This is a genomic window from Staphylococcus sp. GDY8P57P (assembly GCF_017892585.1).
Lineage (GTDB): Bacteria > Bacillota > Bacilli > Staphylococcales > Staphylococcaceae > Staphylococcus > Staphylococcus borealis.
This window is the reverse complement of sequence record NZ_JAESLK010000003.1, coordinates 33,740-53,811: the sequence shown is the minus strand read 5'-3', so window position 1 is coordinate 53,811 and position 20,072 is coordinate 33,740. Positions and strand designations below refer to the sequence as shown.

Here is a 20,072-nt window from a genome sequence, read left to right as displayed (position 1 = left end):
TAAGATGCAGTAGTTGAGTAGTTTTATAGCTACATACAACCGCTCAAATATAGGTTTAAGAACATTTCGATGTCACCTATATATGGCGTGACTTATAATTATAGGAGGTGCAAAGTATGTTTGCTATTATCGAAACAGGCGGTAAACAAATTAAAGTAGAAGAAGGTCAAGAAATCTTCGTTGAAAAATTAGATGTTAATGAAGGTGACTCATTCACATTTGATAAAGTTTTATTTGTAGGTGGCGATTCAGTTAAAGTTGGTGCGCCAACTGTTGAAGGTGCTACAGTTACTGCTACAGTTAATAAACAAGGACGCGGTAAAAAAATCACTGTATTTACGTACAAACGTCGTAAAGACTCTAAACGTAAAAAAGGCCATCGTCAACCATACACTAAATTAACTATTGATAAAATCAACGCTTAATCTATGATTACGGTTGATATTACTATTAATGATAGTGGAAAAGTAACTGACGTTATCATGGATGGTCATGCTAATCATGGTGAATATGGTCATGATATTGTTTGTGCAGGTGCATCAGCGGTTTTATTTGGAAGTGTTAATGCGATTCTAGGTTTAACGACTGAGAAACCAGACATTGATTATGAAGATGACGGAGGTCATTTTCATATCAGAAGTGTAGATACAAACAATGAACAAGCGCAACTAATTCTTCAAGCGATGTTAGTTTCTTTACAAATGATTGAAGATGAATATAATGAAAATATCAGATTAAATTACAAGTGAGGTGTATCCCGATGTTAAAATTAAACTTACAGTTCTTCGCATCTAAAAAAGGGGTAAGTTCTACTAAAAACGGTCGTGACTCTGAATCTAAACGTTTAGGTGCTAAACGTGCTGACGGTCAATACGTTACAGGCGGTTCAATTTTATACCGTCAACGTGGTACTAAAATTTATCCTGGTGAAAATGTAGGTCGTGGTGGCGATGATACATTATTCGCTAAAATCGACGGCGTTGTTCGTTTCGAACGTAAAGGTCGTGACAAAAAACAAGTTTCTGTTTATGCAGTAGCTGAATAATTTTGTCTAGTTAACACCAGAAGTGAATGCTTCTGGTGTTTTATTTTGTTTTTATACAATTTAACTAACTTTATTGTGTTAGTTTTTTATACTTTAATGGATAATGATATAATATTGTCATTGAAGAACAAATAGTAAAAGAGGTGAGATATATGTTTGTCGATCAAGTTACAATATCTCTTAAAGCCGGTGATGGTGGTAATGGTATCACAGCTTATCGAAGAGAGAAATATGTCCCATTTGGTGGACCTGCTGGTGGTGACGGTGGTAAAGGCGCATCAGTAGTTTTTGAAGTAGATGAAGGTTTAAGAACGTTATTAGATTTTAGATATCAACGTCACTTTAAAGCAAAAAAAGGTGAAAATGGACAAAGTAGTAACATGCATGGTAGAGGTGCCGAAGATTTAGTATTAAAAGTACCACCTGGTACGATAATAAAAAGTGTTGAAACAGATGAAGTTTTAGCAGACTTAGTTGAAGATGGCCAACGCGCTATAGTTGCTCGAGGTGGACGAGGCGGACGTGGTAATTCTCGATTCGCAACACCTAGAAATCCGGCGCCTGATTTTAGTGAAAATGGTGAACCTGGTGAGGAATTAGATGTTACATTAGAACTTAAATTACTCGCTGATGTTGGATTAGTAGGATTCCCTAGTGTAGGAAAATCAACGTTGTTATCAATCGTTTCCAAAGCTAAACCAAAAATTGGTGCCTATCATTTCACAACGATTAAACCGAATTTAGGTGTTGTTTCAACACCAGACAATAGAAGTTTTGTAATGGCTGATTTACCAGGTTTAATTGAAGGTGCTTCCGACGGTGTTGGATTAGGACATCAATTTTTAAGACATGTTGAACGTACAAAAGTAATTGTGCATATGATAGATATGAGTGGATCAGAAGGCAGAGATCCATTTGAAGATTATCAAATCATTAATAAGGAATTAGTTAATTATAAGCAAAGATTAGAGGATAGACCTCAAATCGTTGTAGCTAACAAAATGGATATGCCTAACGCAGAATACAATCTAACGCTATTTAAAGAAGAAGTAGATAATGATGTTGTAATCATTCCTGTCTCAACGATTACACGTGATAATATTGATCAATTGTTATATGCGATAGCGGATAAATTAGATGAAGTTAAAGATATTGACTTCAGCGTCGATAATGACGAAGAAGTAGGTGTTAACCGCGTACTTTATAAACATACGCCTTCACAAGATAAATTTACTATTACGCGAGATGATGATGGCGCTTATGTTGTCAGTGGTAATGCTATTGAAAGAATGTTCAAAATGACAGACTTCAATAGTGATCCTGCAGTTAGAAGATTTGCTCGACAAATGCGCTCAATGGGTATTGATGATGCATTGAGAGAGCGTGGTTGTAGTAATGGAGACATCGTTAGAATTTTAGGTGGAGAATTTGAATTTGTAGAATAGGAGTGCTAACAGTGGACAACAAAGATTATAAAAAGTTTTATTTGATACGAGAAGATGTTTTACCTGAATCAGTGGTTAAGACATTAAAAATTAAAGATGCTTTAAAAAATAATCCGGAATTGTCCATTTATGAAGCAGTTAAATTATTCGATCTTTCCCGGAGTGCATTTTACAAATATAGAGAAACCATATTTCCTGTAGATGAGAAAATGCTAGACCATCGTGAATTTACACTCATCCTTTATGTAAATGACATTGTAGGAATGCTAGCACAAGTACTGAATACTATTTCTAAACTACAATTATCTGTACTTACAATTCATCAAAGTGTACCTATGGAAGAGAAAGCTACGATAACGCTATCTTTAAGCGCCCAAAATACTACGATTTCAATTGACGAAATAATTAAAGCTTTAAGAAATATTGATCACGTTTCTAAAGTTGAATTAATCAGTATGAGTATGTAAGGAAGGTTAATAATGTACGCTTATATTAAAGGAAAATTAACACAATTATTTCCAACTCATGTAGTTGTTGAAACATCGAATGGAGTAGGGTACGAAATTCAAACACCTAATTCTTATCGTTTTCAAAAATATTTGGAGCAAGAAGTAGTCATATATACTTCGTTGATTGTTAGAGAAGATGCAGAGTTACTTTATGGCTTCATCAATGAAGAAGAAAAAGATATGTTTTTAAGTTTGATTAAAGTAACAGGCATCGGCCCTAAATCTGCATTAGCAATTTTAGCGACAAGCACTCCAAATGAAGTTAAGCTAGCCATTGAGAATGAAAATGACGCTTATTTAACGAAGTTTCCAGGTATAGGGAAGAAAACTGCACGTCAAATTGTGCTTGATTTAAAAGGAAAAGTACAAATTACAACAGAAACAACTGAATCACTACTCAGTATCAATGAAAATAGTTCAAATAATGAGCAACTAGTGAAAGAAGCTTTACTTGCGCTTGAAGCTTTAGGATATTCAAAACGTGAAATAGCTAAAGTTGAAAAAGTATTGAACAAATCTTCATTTGATTCAGTTGATGAAGCAGTGAAACTCGGCTTAAAAACACTGGTATCTTAATTTTTTAAAAGCAGAGACTAAACATTAACTAATGTAACTGGGGGAGAAAATATGGATGACAGAATGGTTGATCAATCTTTGCATAATGAAGAAACGTCTTTCGAGCTGTCACTTAGACCAACAAGATTAAAACAGTATATAGGACAATCTTCAATTAAGAATAATCTCGAAGTATTCATTAAAGCGGCTAAACTTCGTGAAGAACCATTAGATCATGTACTTTTATTCGGACCACCAGGACTTGGTAAAACAACGCTATCTAATATTATTGCAAATGAAATGGATGTTAATATCAGAACTGTTTCAGGACCATCATTAGATAGACCTGGTGACCTAGCTGCGATACTTTCTGGCTTACAACCTGGCGATGTATTATTTATTGACGAAATTCACCGTTTAAGTAGTACTGTAGAAGAAGTGTTATATTCAGCAATGGAAGATTTCTTCATTGATATTATTATTGGTAAAGGTGACGAGGCGAGAAGTATTAGAATAGACTTACCTCCATTTACGTTAGTTGGTGCAACTACACGAGCTGGAAGTTTAACAGGCCCATTGAGAGATAGATTTGGTGTTCATCTAAGATTGGAATATTATAACGAAAATGATTTAAAAGAAATCATTATCCGTACAGCAGAAGTTTTAAATACTAAAATTGACGATGAAAGTGCGACTGAATTAGCGAAACGTTCGCGAGGTACACCACGTGTTGCCAATCGTTTATTAAAACGTGTCAGAGACTTTCAACAAGTTAATGAAGATGAACAAATTTATATTGAAACAACGAAACAAGCTTTACAATTACTACAAGTAGATGCAGAAGGTTTAGATTATATTGATCATAAAATGATGAGATGTATTATAAATCAATACAATGGAGGACCTGTAGGACTGGATACAATAGCTGTATCTATAGGTGAAGAACGTGTAACCATTGAAGATGTCTACGAGCCTTTTTTAATTCAAAAAGGCTTTATAGAACGTACACCTAGAGGTAGAAAAGCCACTGCATATGCGTATGAACATTTCAAAAATTTTTAATAAATGAGGGAATAAAAATGAATGTTGAGGAATTTGATTATGACTTGCCTGAATCATTAATTGCTCAGACCCCTTTGAAAGATAGAGACCAAAGTAAATTATTGGTGTTAGGTAGAAAAGACGGTCACATCACACATAAACATTTCAAGGATGTGATTGATTATTTAGAAGTTGGTGATACGCTTGTCTTAAATGATACGCGTGTTATGCCTGCACGATTATTTGGTTTGAAAGAAGAAACTGGCGCAAAAGTTGAAATGCTAATGCTTACCCGAATTGAGGATAACGATTGGGAAGTATTACTTAAACCTGCAAAACGAATTAAAGTGGGTAATAAATTATCTTTCGGAGACGGTAAGATTGTAGCTGAATGCATCAAAGAATTAGATCAAGGTGGACGTATCATGCGTTTACATTATGAAGGAATATTAGAAGAAAGATTGAATGAACTCGGTGAAATGCCACTACCTCCATATATTAAAGAACGTTTAGATGATCCTGATCGTTATCAAACTGTATATGCCAAAGAAAGCGGCTCAGCAGCAGCGCCAACAGCTGGCTTACATTTTACAGATGAATTGTTAGATGATATTAGAGCTAAAGGAATAAATATTGCATTTATAACCTTGCATGTTGGATTAGGTACATTTAGACCTGTGAGTGTTGAAGACATCAATGACCATGAAATGCACAGTGAATATTACCAAATGACACAAGAAACAGCGGACTTATTAAATCAAACTAAAAAAGAAGGCCACAGAATCATTTCTGTAGGTACAACATCTACTAGAACCTTAGAGACGATTCGTAGAGATTATAGTGAATTTGTAGCTGTCAGTGGCTGGACTGATATTTTTATCTATCCAGGATTTACGTACAAAGCCATAGATGGTTTGATTACTAATTTCCATTTACCTAAATCAACGCTTGTCATGCTTGTTTCCGCATTTAGTAGTCGAGAAAACATTTTAAACGCATATAAAGAAGCTGTTAACTTGGAATATAGATTCTTCAGTTTCGGTGATGCGATGTTAATTATTTAATGAATGAGAGGTATTAAATATGCCAGCAGTAACTTATGAACATATAAAGACTTGTAAACAATCAGGTGCACGCTTAGGTATCGTTCACACACCACATGGTTCTTTTGAAACGCCGATGTTTATGCCAGTAGGTACAAAAGCAACCGTTAAAACAATGAGTCCTGAAGAATTACGCCAAATTGAAGCTAAAATTATACTTGGAAATACGTATCATTTGTGGTTACAACCTGGAAATGATATTATCAAACAAGCTGGGGGTCTACATAAGTTTATGAATTGGGATGGCCCAATTCTTACTGACTCAGGTGGTTTCCAAGTATTTAGTTTAAGTAATCTTCGTAAGATCAGTGAAGAAGGTGTTGAGTTTAGACATCATACGAATGGATCGAAATTATTTTTAAGTCCTGAGAAATCGATGGAGATTCAAAATGATTTAGGTTCAGATATTATGATGGCGTTCGATGAATGTCCACCTATGCCTTCAGAATATAAATATGTAAAAGATTCAATTGAACGTACGACACGTTGGGCTGAACGTTGCTTAAAAGCGCATAAGCGTCCTGATGATCAAGCGCTCTTTGGTATTATCCAAGGTGGAGAATACAAAGATTTAAGAGAACAAAGTGCGAAAGAATTAGTTGCACTAGATTTCCCTGGATATGCAATCGGTGGCTTATCTGTAGGTGAACCTAAACCAGTAATGTACGAAATGGTTGAACATACTGTGCAATATATGCCAGATGATAAACCACGTTATCTTATGGGTGTAGGGTCTCCAGATGCGTTAATTGAGTGTAGTATACGTGGAATGGATATGTTTGACTGTGTTTTACCAACGCGTATCGCTAGAAATGGTACATGTATGACATCGAACGGAAGATTAGTGATTAAGAATGCTAAATATGCCAACGATTTTAAACCACTAGATGAAAATTGTGATTGCTACACATGTAAGAATTATTCACGTGCTTATATCAGACATCTGATCAAAGCTGAAGAAACTTTCGGTATCCGTCTTACTACTATTCATAATTTACATTTTCTGCTAAAATTGATGGAAGATATTAGACAAGCTATTCGAGAAGATCGTCTTTTAGATTTTAAAGATGAATTCTTTGAACAATATGGGCTTAATGTAGAGAACCCTAAAAATTTCTAAATAAGGAGACAACATAATGAACGTTTCAGCGTTAATTCTACCTATAATTTTAATTATAGTATTTTATTTCTTTTTAATTCGACCTCAACAAAAACGTGCGAAAGAGCATCGTGAAATGATTAGTCGAATTGAATCAGGTCAACGTATTACTACAATTGGTGGTTTAAAAGGAACTGTTAAAGCTGTGGATGAAACGACAGTTGTTATTACAGTTAATGGTCATGGTACTGAAATGACTTTTGAAAAACCAGCGATTAAACAAGTAGACCCTTCTTAATATTAAGGGAGATACGAAACGAATTATCTAAAACTGTCGACAGAGATGATCTTTGTTGACAGTTTTTTTAGTTTTAAAGGGTTAGGTGCAATAATCTTAATTTCACTAATAGATGTGGTATGTTAATATAGATAGGTCATGTAATAACTATGCAATTTTTTATTAACTTGCACATGGTTTATTAAAAGATTATTCTTAGTACATAAGTAAACAATGAGGTGTTCATGTGAAGAAATTTAGTAGGATAATTGCATTCATACTAATCGTAGCCGTTCTATTTGTTGGAATGGGGATGACTTATAAGAATGTAGTTAAAAATGTAAATCTCGGACTAGATTTACAAGGTGGATTCGAAGTGCTTTATCAAGTTAAACCACTTGATGGGGATAAAAAAATCGATGAAAAAGCCTTGCAATCTACTGCTAGAACTTTGGAAAACCGTGTCAACGTGCTAGGTGTTTCTGAACCTCACATTCAAGTTGAGGATCCAGATCGTATCAGAGTTCAATTAGCAGGTGTAAAAGATCCTGATGAGGCACGTAAAATATTATCTTCTCAGGCTAATTTAACGATTCGTGATGCTAATGACAAAGTTAAATTAACAGGTAAAGATATTGTACAAGGCTCAGCTAAGCAAGAATTCAAGCAAGGTACAAATGAGCCAGCAGTTACGTTTAAATTAAAAGACCGTGCAAAATTTAAAAAAGTAACAGAAGAAATTTCAAAAAAACAAGAAAACATGATGGTAGTTTGGCTTGATTTTAAAAAAGGAGATAGCTACCATAAAGAATTAGAAAAACCTGAAGACAAACGTAAATTCGTTTCAGCAGCGTCTGTTGATCAACCTATTAATTCTGATAGCGTTGAAATTTCAGGTGGCTTCCATGGTCAAGAAGGTGTAGAACGTGCTAAACAAATTGCAGAATTGCTTAACGCAGGTTCTTTACCAGTTGACTTAAAAGAAATTTACTCTAATTCAGTAGGTGCACAATTTGGTCAAGACGCACTTGATAAAACTATATTTGCATCTGCAATTGGTGTAGCAATTATATACTTATTTATGGTAGGCTTCTACAGACTTCCAGGTATAGTTGCTATTATCGCATTAACAGTATATATTTACCTTACTTTAGTAGCATTTAACTTTATTTCTGGTGTGCTTACATTACCGGGGTTAGCAGCACTTGTGCTCGGTGTAGGTATGGCGGTAGATGCGAATATTATCATGTATGAGCGGATAAAAGATGAACTGCGAATCGGTAGGACATTAAAACAGGCTTACTCTAAAGCAAATAAAAGTTCATTCTTAACTATCTTTGACTCGAACTTAACAACAGTAATTGCAGCTGGTGTGTTATTCTTCTTCGGTGAAAGCTCAGTTAAAGGTTTCGCAACAATGTTACTTTTAGGTATCTTAATGATATTTGTAACAGCCGTATTCTTATCAAGAGGTTTATTATCATTACTTGTATCTTCTAACTACTTTAAGAAGAAATTCTGGTTATTTGGTGTTAGTAAGAAGGATCGACATGATATTAATGAAGGCGTAGATGTTCATGATCTTAAAACCTCATATGAAAAATGGAATTTTGTTAAATTAGCAAAACCATTAATTGGATTTAGTATTTTAATCTTAATCGTTGGTATTGTTATATTGAGTATCTTTAAATTAAACCTTGGTATTGATTTTTCAGCAGGTACTAGAGTAGACATTGATTCTAATACGAAACTATCACAACCTAAAGTTGAACGTACGATGAAGGATTTAGGATTAACACCAGATCAAGTTCAAATTAATGGTAATGACAACAAACAAGCGACTGTTCAATTCAAAAAAGACTTATCTAAAAATAAAGTCGTAGAGTTAAATAAAAAAGTAAATGACGAGTATGGTCATAAACCAACAGTCAATACGGTATCACCTATGATTGGTCAAGAATTAGCTAAAAACGCAATGAAAGCTCTTATATACGCTGCAATAGGTATTATTATCTATGTATCACTAAGATTCGAATGGAGAATGGGATTATCATCTGTTTTAGCATTGCTCCATGACGTCTTTATGATTGTTGCTTTATTCAGTTTATTCCGATTAGAAGTTGATATCACATTTATCGCAGCTGTACTAACCATTGTAGGTTATTCAATTAATGATACGATTGTTACATTCGACCGTGTAAGGGAGAACCTTCATAAAATTAAGGTTATTACTAAACCTGAACAAATCGATGAAATCGTCAATCGATCTATACGTCAAACAATGACACGTTCTATCAATACGGTATTAACTGTTATAGTTGTCGTAGTAGCGATTTTAATCTTTGGTGCATCAAGTTTATTTAACTTCTCATTAGCACTATTAATCGGATTAGTTTCTGGTGTGTTCTCTTCAGTATTTATCGCTGTGCCATTATGGGGTATTATGAAAAAACGACAACTTAAGAAATCAGATAATGGTAAATTAACGGTATACAAAGAGAAAAAATCAAATGATGAAAAAATATTAGTATAGTTTATAAGAGTAGAATGTTGAATTCAATTCGAATTCCGTTCTACTCTTTTTTAACGCTTTTAATAACTTAACGTTGATTACTTTTTATTTAGCTCAATTTTCGGTATAATGGCTTTTGGAAAAAGGGAGGATAAATGACATGATTAAATCAAAATATAATTGGCTATATGAACCTCCAACACAATACATAGATGAAACATTAGCAAATAAACATCAATTAACACCTATTATAAAAAAAGTACTTGAAAGTAAATCCATTACTGAAGATGCGTCTATTAAAGCGATTTTAAATCAAACAGCCGTCAACCATGATCCATGGCTATTAAGTGATATGGAAAAAGCGGTCAATCGAATTAATGAAGCTATAGATAAAAATGAACGTATTTTGGTTTATGGTGATTATGATGCTGATGGTGTCACTTCTACAACTATATTGGTTAATACGTTAAAGACATTAGGTGCTGAGGTAGGTTGGTATATTCCAAATCGCTTCACAGAAGGTTATGGACCTAATGAACTTGCTTTTAGAAATGCACATGACGAAGGCGTATCTTTAATCATAACTGTCGATAATGGTATACAAGGTCATAAAGAGATTGAAATGATACAAGAACTAGGCGTTGACGTTATTGTTACTGACCATCATGAAATTGGTCGAACGTTACCTTCAGCATATGCAATCGTGCACCCAATGCACCCGGAATATGACTATCCATTTCATTATTTGTGTGGTGCTGGTGTGGCGTATAAACTATCTCAAGTATTATTGGATAATCCACCTAATTATTTTGTAGGCTTAGCTGCAATAGGAACGATTGCAGATTTAGTTTCATTGACTGACGAAAATCGTTCGATTGTAAAACAAGGATTAGCTTTGTTAAACGAAAGTTGTCCGATACAAATTAAATCTTTACTTAACCAAGCGGGTTATAATGACACGATTAACGAAGAAACGATAGGTTTCATTATAGGACCTAGACTAAATGCAGTAGGCCGATTAGAAGATGCTTCGTTAGCAGCAGAATTATTAATGACAGAAGATGAGGAAGAAGCGGAATTTCTAGCGGAACAAGTTGAACATTTTAATATTGAACGTAAAGAGATAGTTGCTCAGATTACTGAAGAAGCATTAGCTATAGCCGAGGATAAAGTGAACAAGGGCAAACAATTTTTGTTATTAGCTAAGGAAGATTGGCATGAAGGTGTCCTTGGTATCGTAGCATCTAGAATAGTTGAAACCTATGGACTACCAACTTTAATGCTTAATATTGATTTAGAACAAAACCATGCTAAAGGGTCAGCACGAAGTATAGAGCAAGTATCTATGTTTGAAATTTTAAGTGCACATCAAGATTTAATTTCTAAATTCGGTGGTCACCATATGGCGGCTGGAATGACAATGGAAATTGATTATATTGAGTCGTTAGAGCAAGGATTAAATGAATGGATGCACCAATTATCAGAACATACATCATTAGAGCCAAACAAACGTGTCGCAGTTAAATTAGAAGAGAATGATATTACGATTAACAATATTCGTGATATTCAAAGACTCAGCCCATTTGGCACGGACTTTGAGAAACCGTTATTAGAATTAGATGACAATGAAGTTGTAGATGTTAAAGCCATTGGCAAAGATAAAAACCACTTAAAATTAATAACTGGGCAATTGAAACTGCAAAGTTTATTTTGGCAAAATGGTGATTTAGCTACGCAAATAGAACTTGGTCAACCAATTAATCTTCTCGGCAATTTGCAAATCAACGAATGGAACGGTAACCAATCACCACAATTTATTATTCAAGATATTGCAACAAATAATGAACAAATATTAGACTATCGAAGTAAACGTAAACAATTGAATTTGGACCCTAATGATACTAATATTGCATTCTTGATTCATCCTAAAAAAGAAAAATTACATGATAATTACTATTATTATGGTGATAAAATAAATGGGGACCATGAAGTCGTTGTCTTAAGAGATTTACCACTTGATTTAGAGAGTTTAAAAATGAGTCTAAAAGAATTAAATTATTCTCAACTTTATTTAGTGTTACAACATCAACAATCAATCTATTTTGATGGTATGCCGACGCCGACGCAATTCAAAAACTGTTATAAAGCACTAATAACTAAAAAAGAAACAAATTTAGAACAAGAAGGCATGTTATTATGTCAGTTTCTAGATGTAAAGCCTAACATTTTAAAATTTATGCTAAAAGTATTTTTTGAGTTAGGTTTTGTAACAGAGGAAAATGGTATAATTAAAATTAAAGATAATCCTAATAAACAAAATATTGAAACAAGTCGTGTTTATCAACTAAGACAATCAAGAATGGAAGTTGAGAAACTTCTTCTTTATGATGATTTTACGCAACTAAAAACTTGGATTAAATCACAAAAGGGTTAGATTATAGGAGGAAATAGATAAATGGATTTAAAGCAATATGTTTCGGAAGTGCAAGATTGGCCAAAACCGGGAGTAAGTTTTAAAGATATAACTACAATCATGGATAATGGAGAAGCTTATGGTTATGCTACCGATCAGATTGTAAAATATGCTAAAGACAGAGATGTAGATGTTGTTGTAGGTCCTGAAGCTAGAGGATTTATCATTGGATGTCCAGTAGCGTATTCCATGGGTATTGGTTTTGCGCCAGTTAGAAAAGAAGGTAAGTTACCTCGTGAGGTCATTCGCTACGAATATGACTTAGAGTACGGAACAAATGTTTTAACGATGCATAATGATGCAATTAAACCAGGTCAACGTGTGCTTATCACAGATGATTTGTTAGCAACTGGAGGTACGATTGAAGCTGCAATTAAATTAGTTGAAAAGCTTGGCGGTATCGTTGTTGGAATTGCATTTATTATTGAACTTAAATATTTAAATGGTATTGAAAAAATTAAAGATTATGACGTTATGAGCTTAATTTCATACGATGAATAATTGACTGGAGTACGACATAAGCGTTGCGCACATTGATTAATTCTTGCGTGATAAGTGGGAGTGAGATAATGAATTCGAAAGGAATTCTATCTTATTCCCACTTTTTTGTTACTAAAATAAACGACTTGTTTTTGTTTTAGTGTAACACCATTTATTTATTTAAAAACTTGTAGTATCATAGAACTATTATTTATATAATTGTTAAAGCTTTTATAGTTCTTTTAACATTTGATAAAATTAAAGTAATACTCGCATTTCTATATCGAAATAGATGATATACTCGGATTAAAGAAGGACAATGTATGTTTTCTTAATTTTCAAAAATTCGAATATTGGTTGAGTATTTGAAATACAAATGAGTTGGGGTGTCATATATTGAATAACGAGTATCCATATAGCGCTGACGAGGTGCTAAACAAAGCTAAATCATATTTATCAACTGATGATTATCAATACGTCTTAAAAAGTTACCATATCGCTTATGAAGCTCATCAAGGCCAGTTTCGTAAAAATGGTCTTCCGTATATCATGCATCCTATTCAAGTAGCGGGCATACTTACAGAAATGCGTTTAGATGGTCCAACGATTGTTGCAGGATTTCTTCATGATGTTATAGAAGATACACCATATACATTTGATGATGTGAAAGATATGTTTAATGAGGAAATCGCACGAATTGTGGATGGCGTAACTAAACTAAAAAAAGTAAAATATCGTTCTAAAGAAGAGCAACAAGCAGAAAATCATCGTAAATTATTTATTGCAATAGCAAAAGATGTTCGAGTCATACTTGTTAAATTAGCAGATAGATTACACAATATGAGAACATTAAAAGCAATGGCCCGAGAAAAACAAGTGCGTATTTCTAAAGAAACATTAGAAATTTATGCACCATTAGCTCATCGTTTAGGTATTAACACAATTAAATGGGAATTAGAAGATACTGCGTTACGATACATAGATAGTGTTCAGTATTTCCGTATTGTTAATTTAATGAAAAAGAAACGTAGCGAAAGAGAAGCATATATCGCAAATGCTATAGATCAAATTCAAACTGAAATGGTAAAAATGGATATCACTGGTGACATTAGTGGTAGACCGAAACATATTTATAGTATTTATCGTAAAATGATGAAACAGAAAAAACAGTTTGATCAAATATTCGATTTATTAGCTATTCGCGTAATAGTTAATTCTATTAATGATTGTTATGCAATATTAGGATTAGTTCATACATTATGGAAACCAATGCCTGGACGATTTAAAGATTATATTGCAATGCCTAAACAAAATATGTATCAATCGCTTCATACAACAGTAGTTGGGCCAAATGGAGATCCTTTGGAAATTCAAATTAGAACGTATGAAATGCATGAAATTGCAGAACATGGTGTTGCTGCGCATTGGGCATATAAAGAGGGTAAAACCGTCAATGAAAAGAACCAAGATTTCCAAAACAAATTGAATTGGTTAAAAGAATTAGCTGAAGCCGACCATACTTCATCTGATGCACAAGAATTTATGGAATCATTGAAGTATGATTTGCAAAGCGATAAAGTATATGCGTTTACACCTGCAAGTGATGTTATCGAATTACCTTATGGTGCTGTTCCAATTGATTTCGCCTATGCCATTCATAGTGAAGTCGGGAATAAAATGATTGGTGCTAAAGTAAACGGTAAAATTGTCCCAATTGATTATGTCCTACAAACTGGAGATATTATTGAAATTCGCACCAGCAAGCATTCGTATGGGCCAAGTAGAGATTGGCTCAAAATAGTTAAATCATCAAGTGCTAAAAGTAAAATAAAAGGATTCTTTAAAAAGCAAGACCGTTCCTCTAACATTGAAAAAGGTAAATTTATGGTTGAAGCTGAAATTAAGGAACAAGGCTTTAGAGTAGATGATATTTTAACGGATAAAAATATTGAAGTCGTCAATGAAAAATATAATTTTGCCAATGATGATGATTTATTTGCCGCTGTTGGTTTTGGTGGTGTAACAGCACTTCAAGTTGTGAATAAATTAACGGAAAGACAACGAATACAAGACAAGCAAAAAGCACTTAACGAAGCACAAGAAGTGATTAAGTCATTACCAATTAAAGAAGATATCATTACAGATAGTGGTGTTTATGTTGAAGGTATTGAGAACGTTTTAATCAAGCTTTCAAAATGTTGTAATCCAATCCCGGGAGATGATATTGTAGGATATATCACTAAGGGACATGGCATTAAAGTACATCGTACAGATTGTCCAAATGTTAAAAATGAAACAGAGCGATTAATCGCAGTTGAATGGGTAAAATCTAAAGATTCAACACAACGATACCAAGTTGACCTAGAGGTAAGTGCTTATGATCGTAATGGTTTATTAAATGAAGTAATACAAGCTGTTAATTCTACAGTTGGAAGTATTATCAAAATTAATGGACGTTCTGATACAGATAAAAATGCGATTATTACAATTAGTGTTATGGTACGTAACGTTAATGATGTCTTCCGTGTTGTGGAGAAACTTAAACAACTAAGTGATGTATACACTGTAAGTAGAGTATGGAATTAATGAGGTGCTATTAATATGAGAGTAGTTGTACAAAGAGTAAAAAGAGCAGCAGTTACAAATGACAGCATTCATAATGAAATAGACAAAGGTTATTGCTTGTTAGTTGGTATAGGTAAAGAAACAACTGAAGCCGACATAGAAGCAGTTGCTAAAAAAATCATAAATGCACGTTTGTTTGAAGATGATAATGTCAAACTTAATTTAAATATTCAACAGGTGGATGGTCAAATTTTATCTATTTCACAATTTACATTATATGCTGACGTTCGTAAGGGTAATCGGCCTGGATTTTCAAATTCAAAGAACCCTGAAGAAGCCAATGCGTTATATGAAAAATTTAACACTGCCTTAAGATCGTACAATGTTGAAGTGCAAACTGGTGAATTTGGCACGGACATGGAAGTTGAAATTATAAATGATGGTCCAGTTACAATTATTTATGAAAGTCAGGATGGCAAAATAATATGAATAAAATAGATGCATGGTTATCTAAACATGATCTTAAAAATCTAACAACATTGGTTGTTGTATGTGCATTTATATTATTTTTAATATTATTATATATGCTTATGAATCATAGTGATCAAGGAAGCAATAGAATTACAGTTTCTGAAGATGCTGAATTACGTACTGGTCCCAATGCCGCCTATCCTGTGATTTATCATGTCGATAAAGGCGACACATTCACTAGAGTAGGTAAATCTGGTAAATGGATAGAAGTTGAAAGTAGAGATGGCACTGAAAAGGGATGGATAGCTGGATGGCATACAAGCTTAAATATTGAAGCGGATGCTAACAAGAATGAAAACCCTTTGAAAAATAAGGTCATTGTCTTAGATCCTGGACATGGAGGCAATGACCAAGGTGCATCCAGTAATACTACAAAAAAGAGTTTAGAGAAGAATTATACTTTGAAAACTGCAAAAGAATTGAAGCGTGCACTTGAAAAAGCAGGTGCAACAGTAAAGTTAACGAGATCAGATGATACTTATGTTAGTCTAGATGATAGAAAAATGAATGGTGATGCTTTTATCAGTATACATAATGATTCTCTTGATAGTCCTAATGCAAATGGTGCAACGGTTTATTGGTTTAAAGATAATCAGGAAACATTAGCAGAGACGTTGAATGCTAATATTCAAAAGAAAGCATTATTATCTAATAGGGGCACACGACAAGAGAACTTCCAAGTACTTAGACAAACGAATAAGCCAGCTGTATTATTAGAGCTTGGTTATATTAGTAATCCAACTGATGAAGTAATGATCAGAGATCAAATCCATAGACAAGTTGTTGAAGAAGCTGTTGTTGATGGATTAAAACAATATTTTGCATCTTAAAGCTTGCAAACTATACATAAACTCGTTATCATAGTTATTGAACTTTATAAATAATACCGATATGATTCTTGAAAGTATAAATGAAAGAGACAACAATTCATATAATTGTGTAGAGATATAATCCTTGGCTGGAAGATTATACTGAGTAATTTATAACTTTGAACACAAGAACAGGTGCTTTAATAGATTAAGCCGATTGACGTACGTTACGCGTTTTGAGTGGTAACTTAGTTTAAGAAATAGACTTCGTTACAATTAGGGTGGCAACACGGCGATTCGTCCCTTGTATAGTAGTTATACTATATAAGGGGCTTTTTTTATTAAAGAGAGTTTAAAAAAGAAAATGAAGGAGTGATTGTGTGATTAGAATTCCTAGAGGTACACAAGACATCTTACCTGAAGAGTCTAGTAAGTGGCGCTATATAGAAAACCAATTAGACGAATTAATGAAATTATACAATTATAAAGAAATACGCACACCTATTTTTGAAAGTACAGATTTATTCGCTCGTGGCGTCGGCGATTCTACTGATGTCGTACAAAAAGAAATGTACACGTTCAAAGATAAAGGTGATAGAAGTATAACATTAAGACCAGAAGGAACAGCAGCAGTTGTGCGTTCTTATATTGAAAATAAAATGCAAGGGTTACCAAATCAACCTGTCAAACTATACTATAATGGTCCAATGTTTAGATACGAACGTAAGCAAAAAGGGCGTTATCGTCAATTTAATCAATTTGGTGTTGAAGCAATTGGTGCTGAAAATCCAAGTATGGATGCAGAAGTTTTAGCAATGGTGATGCATATATATGAATCATTTGGCTTAAAACATCTAAAATTAGTTATCAATAGTATTGGTGATGCTGATTCACGTAAAGAATATAATGAAGCACTTATTCGTCATTTCGAACCAGTTATTGATACGTTTTGCGATGATTGTAAATCAAGACTGCATACTAATCCGATGAGAATATTGGATTGTAAAATAGATAGAGATAAAGAAGCGGTTAAAAATGCGCCGAGAATCACTGACTATTTAAACGAAGAGTCAAAAGCTTATTATAATGAGGTCAAAAGTCATTTGGATCGTTTAGGTATTTCATATGTAGAAGATCCAAATCTTGTACGTGGACTTGATTATTATACACACACTGCTTTTGAATTAATGATGGACAATCCTAATTATGACGGTGCTATAACTACTTTATGTGGCGGTGGTCGTTATAATGGATTGCTTGAACTATTAGATGGACCAAGTCAAACAGGTATTGGTTTCGCATTAAGTATCGAAAGATTGTTGTTAGCACTTGAAGAAGAAGGCATTGAACTCAACGTTGAGGATGAGTTTGATTTATTTATTGTTACAATGGGCGAAGAAGCTGAAAGATATAGTGTTAAGCTTTTAAATCAATTGAGAAAAGCTGGCGTAAGAGCCGATAAAGACTATTTGCAACGTAAAATAAAAGGCCAAATGAAACAAGCCGATCGTTTAAATGCTAAATATACAGTTGTCATTGGTGATCAAGAACTCGAGAATGAAACGATTGACGTTAAAGACATGACGACTGGTGAATCTGAAACAATTAAGTTAACAAACTTAGTGAATTATTTTCAAAACAAAAAATAAATGATTATAAAAGGAGAATATAAATGAGTAAAAGAACAACATATTGTGGTTTGGTTACAGAAGAACTTTTAGATCAAAAAGTTACTTTAAAAGGTTGGGTTCATAATCGCCGTGATTTAGGCGGTTTAATCTTTGTAGACTTACGTGACCGTGAAGGTATTGTGCAAATTGTATTTAATCCTGATTTCTCAGAGGAAGCATTGAGTATTGCTGAGACAGTTAGATCTGAATATGTCGTTGAAGTTGAAGGTACAGTAACTAAAAGAGATGAAGATACTGTAAATCCTAAAATTAAAACGGGACAGGTAGAAGTTCAAGTTTCAAAAATTACAATTATTAATAAATCAGAAACACCACCATTTTCAATCAATGAAGAAAATCAAAATGTCGATGAAAATATTCGTTTAAAATATCGCTATTTAGATCTTAGACGTCCAGAGTTAGCACAAACATTTAAAATGAGACATCAAACAACACGTTCTATTCGCGAATATTTAGATAATAATGGCTTTTTCGATATCGAAACGCCTGTTTTAACGAAATCTACGCCAGAAGGTGCGAGAGATTATTTAGTACCTTCTCGTGTACATGAAGGTGAATTTTATGCTTTACCACAATCACCACAATTGTTTAAACAATTATTAATGATTAGTGGCTTTGATAAATACTATCAAATCGTTAAATGTTTCCGAGATGAAGATTTACGTGCTGATCGTCAGCCAGAATTCACTCAAGTCGATATTGAAATGAGTTTCGTTGATCAAGAAGACATCATCGAGATGGGTGAAGAGATGTTACGTAAAGTTGTAAAAGATGTTAAAGGTATTGATGTTCAAGGTCCTTTCCCTAGAATGACTTACGAAGAAGCAATGAGACGTTATGGCTCAGATAAGCCAGATACACGTTTTGACATGGAACTTAAAGATGTATCACAATTAGGTCGAGAAATGGACTTTAAAGTATTTAAAGATACTGTTGAAAATAATGGTGAAGTAAAAGCAATAGTAGCAAAAGGTGCTGCTGATAACTATACTCGTAAAGATATGGATGCATTAACAGAGTTTGTTAATATTTATGGTGCAAAAGGGCTTGCATGGGTGAAAGTTGTTGAGGAAGGATTAAGTGGTCCTATTGCGCGTTTCTTTGAAGATGCGAATGTATCAACATTAAAAGAACTTATACAAGCTGAACCAGGAGACTTAGTAATGTTTGTTGCTGATAAGCCAAATGTAGTAGCTCAAAGTTTAGGTGCTTTACGTATTAAAATTGCTAAAGAGCTAAATCTAATTGATGAAACAAAACTTAATTTCCTTTGGGTAACAGATTGGCCATTACTAGAATACGATGAAGATGCTAAACGTTATGTTGCAGCTCATCATCCATTTACATCTCCTAAACAAGAGGATATTAGCAAATTGGATTCAGAGCCTGAAAATGCACAAGCGAATGCATATGATATTGTCTTAAATGGTTATGAATTAGGTGGTGGTTCAATCAGAATTGCTGATGGTGAATTACAAGAAAAAATGTTCGAAGTACTAGGATTTACCAAAGAACAAGCAAGAGAACAATTTGGTTTCCTATTAGATGCATTTAAATATGGTGCACCGCCACATGGTGGTATTGCTTTAGGTTTAGACCGTTTAGTCATGTTATTAACGAATCGTACAAACTTACGTGACACAATTGCATTCCCTAAAACTGCGTCTGCAACATGCTTACTAACAGACGCACCAGGTGAAGTTTCTGACAAGCAATTAGAAGAATTATCACTACGTATTCGTCATTAAACTTAATAGTGTTTATTACAGTCATCAAAATCGTTATCGATTTTGGTGGCTTTTTTAAATTTTAAATTATTTTAGATATACGTTTATTGATTTATAACAACTATAATTATATTATGTAAACTTATAATATTTAACTTTTTAGGTTCACAAAAAATACATTTCTACACAAGTAATAAGGATTTCCTTATC

Annotated in this window: 18 protein-coding genes and 1 other annotated feature; all 18 genes read left to right on the top strand. The window is 33.6% G+C overall.

Annotated features, from left to right (window positions below):
- Nucleotides 1–27 precede the first annotated feature (27 nt).
- Nucleotides 28–103, top strand: a sequence feature (ribosomal protein L21 leader region).
- Nucleotides 104–116: 13 nt separating this feature from the next.
- The 18 genes from rplU (at nt 117) to aspS (ending at nt 19,883) form a co-directional block, all read left to right on the top strand.
- On the top strand, nt 117–425 hold the full coding sequence (rplU, locus tag KA878_RS01030) for a 50S ribosomal protein L21 (RefSeq protein WP_002448968.1): 309 nt from the start codon (nt 117–119) through the stop codon (nt 423–425).
- 3 nt (nt 426–428) lie between these two features.
- Nucleotides 429–749: a ribosomal-processing cysteine protease Prp gene (locus tag KA878_RS01025; protein WP_193839253.1), complete on the top strand. Its 321-nt coding sequence runs from the start codon at nt 429–431 to the stop codon at nt 747–749.
- Between the two features lie 11 nt (nt 750–760).
- Nucleotides 761–1,045: a 50S ribosomal protein L27 gene (gene rpmA, locus KA878_RS01020; protein ID WP_011275573.1), complete on the top strand. Its 285-nt coding sequence runs from the start codon at nt 761–763 to the stop codon at nt 1,043–1,045.
- A 152-nt stretch (nt 1,046–1,197) separates the two neighbouring features.
- A complete protein-coding gene (gene obgE / locus KA878_RS01015) occupies nt 1,198–2,490 on the top strand; it encodes a GTPase ObgE (RefSeq protein ID WP_193839254.1) in 1,293 nt (430 codons plus the stop codon).
- Nucleotides 2,491–2,501: 11 nt separating this feature from the next.
- Nucleotides 2,502–2,957, top strand: coding sequence for an ACT domain-containing protein (locus KA878_RS01010; protein ID WP_070854917.1), 456 nt, complete (start codon nt 2,502–2,504; stop codon nt 2,955–2,957).
- Between the two features lie 12 nt (nt 2,958–2,969).
- Entirely contained in the window at nt 2,970–3,575 is a 606-nt protein-coding gene (gene ruvA / locus KA878_RS01005) for a Holliday junction branch migration protein RuvA (RefSeq protein ID WP_075108335.1), read from the top strand.
- 51 nt (nt 3,576–3,626) lie between these two features.
- Entirely contained in the window at nt 3,627–4,616 is a 990-nt protein-coding gene (gene ruvB / locus KA878_RS01000; protein WP_075108336.1) for a Holliday junction branch migration DNA helicase RuvB, read from the top strand.
- 17 nt (nt 4,617–4,633) lie between these two features.
- A complete protein-coding gene (queA, locus tag KA878_RS00995) occupies nt 4,634–5,659 on the top strand; it encodes a tRNA preQ1(34) S-adenosylmethionine ribosyltransferase-isomerase QueA (protein WP_193839255.1) in 1,026 nt (341 codons plus the stop codon).
- 19 nt (nt 5,660–5,678) lie between these two features.
- Complete coding sequence (gene tgt, locus KA878_RS00990) at nt 5,679–6,818, top strand: tRNA guanosine(34) transglycosylase Tgt (RefSeq protein ID WP_070854918.1); 1,140 nt, start codon at nt 5,679–5,681, stop codon at nt 6,816–6,818.
- A gap of 16 nt (nt 6,819–6,834) precedes the next feature.
- Nucleotides 6,835–7,095: a preprotein translocase subunit YajC gene (yajC, locus tag KA878_RS00985; protein ID WP_011275581.1), complete on the top strand. Its 261-nt coding sequence runs from the start codon at nt 6,835–6,837 to the stop codon at nt 7,093–7,095.
- A 226-nt stretch (nt 7,096–7,321) separates the two neighbouring features.
- Nucleotides 7,322–9,607, top strand: a complete 2,286-nt coding sequence (gene secDF, locus KA878_RS00980) for a protein translocase subunit SecDF (protein WP_193839256.1) — start codon at nt 7,322–7,324, stop codon at nt 9,605–9,607.
- Nucleotides 9,608–9,746: 139 nt separating this feature from the next.
- A complete protein-coding gene (gene recJ, locus KA878_RS00975; RefSeq protein ID WP_193839257.1) occupies nt 9,747–12,020 on the top strand; it encodes a single-stranded-DNA-specific exonuclease RecJ in 2,274 nt (757 codons plus the stop codon).
- A gap of 21 nt (nt 12,021–12,041) precedes the next feature.
- On the top strand, nt 12,042–12,560 hold the full coding sequence (locus KA878_RS00970; RefSeq protein WP_053029568.1) for an adenine phosphoribosyltransferase: 519 nt from the start codon (nt 12,042–12,044) through the stop codon (nt 12,558–12,560).
- Between the two features lie 375 nt (nt 12,561–12,935).
- Nucleotides 12,936–15,125: a RelA/SpoT family protein gene (locus KA878_RS00965; protein WP_193839258.1), complete on the top strand. Its 2,190-nt coding sequence runs from the start codon at nt 12,936–12,938 to the stop codon at nt 15,123–15,125.
- A 15-nt stretch (nt 15,126–15,140) separates the two neighbouring features.
- Nucleotides 15,141–15,593 carry a D-aminoacyl-tRNA deacylase gene (gene dtd / locus KA878_RS00960; protein ID WP_193839259.1) on the top strand — a complete coding sequence of 151 codons (453 nt, stop codon included), beginning with the start codon at nt 15,141–15,143 and terminating at the stop codon, nt 15,591–15,593.
- Nucleotides 15,590–16,465 (top strand): N-acetylmuramoyl-L-alanine amidase family protein, encoded by an 876-nt coding sequence (locus KA878_RS00955; protein WP_075108342.1) that lies wholly within the window; start codon nt 15,590–15,592, stop codon nt 16,463–16,465. Before dtd ends, KA878_RS00955 begins: the two co-directional genes overlap by 4 nt.
- 359 nt (nt 16,466–16,824) lie before the next feature.
- Nucleotides 16,825–18,093, top strand: a complete 1,269-nt coding sequence (hisS, locus tag KA878_RS00950; protein WP_053029564.1) for a histidine--tRNA ligase — start codon at nt 16,825–16,827, stop codon at nt 18,091–18,093.
- A 23-nt stretch (nt 18,094–18,116) separates the two neighbouring features.
- Nucleotides 18,117–19,883, top strand: coding sequence for an aspartate--tRNA ligase (gene aspS / locus KA878_RS00945; RefSeq protein WP_193839260.1), 1,767 nt, complete (start codon nt 18,117–18,119; stop codon nt 19,881–19,883).
- The last annotated feature ends 189 nt before the right edge of the window (nt 19,884–20,072 follow it).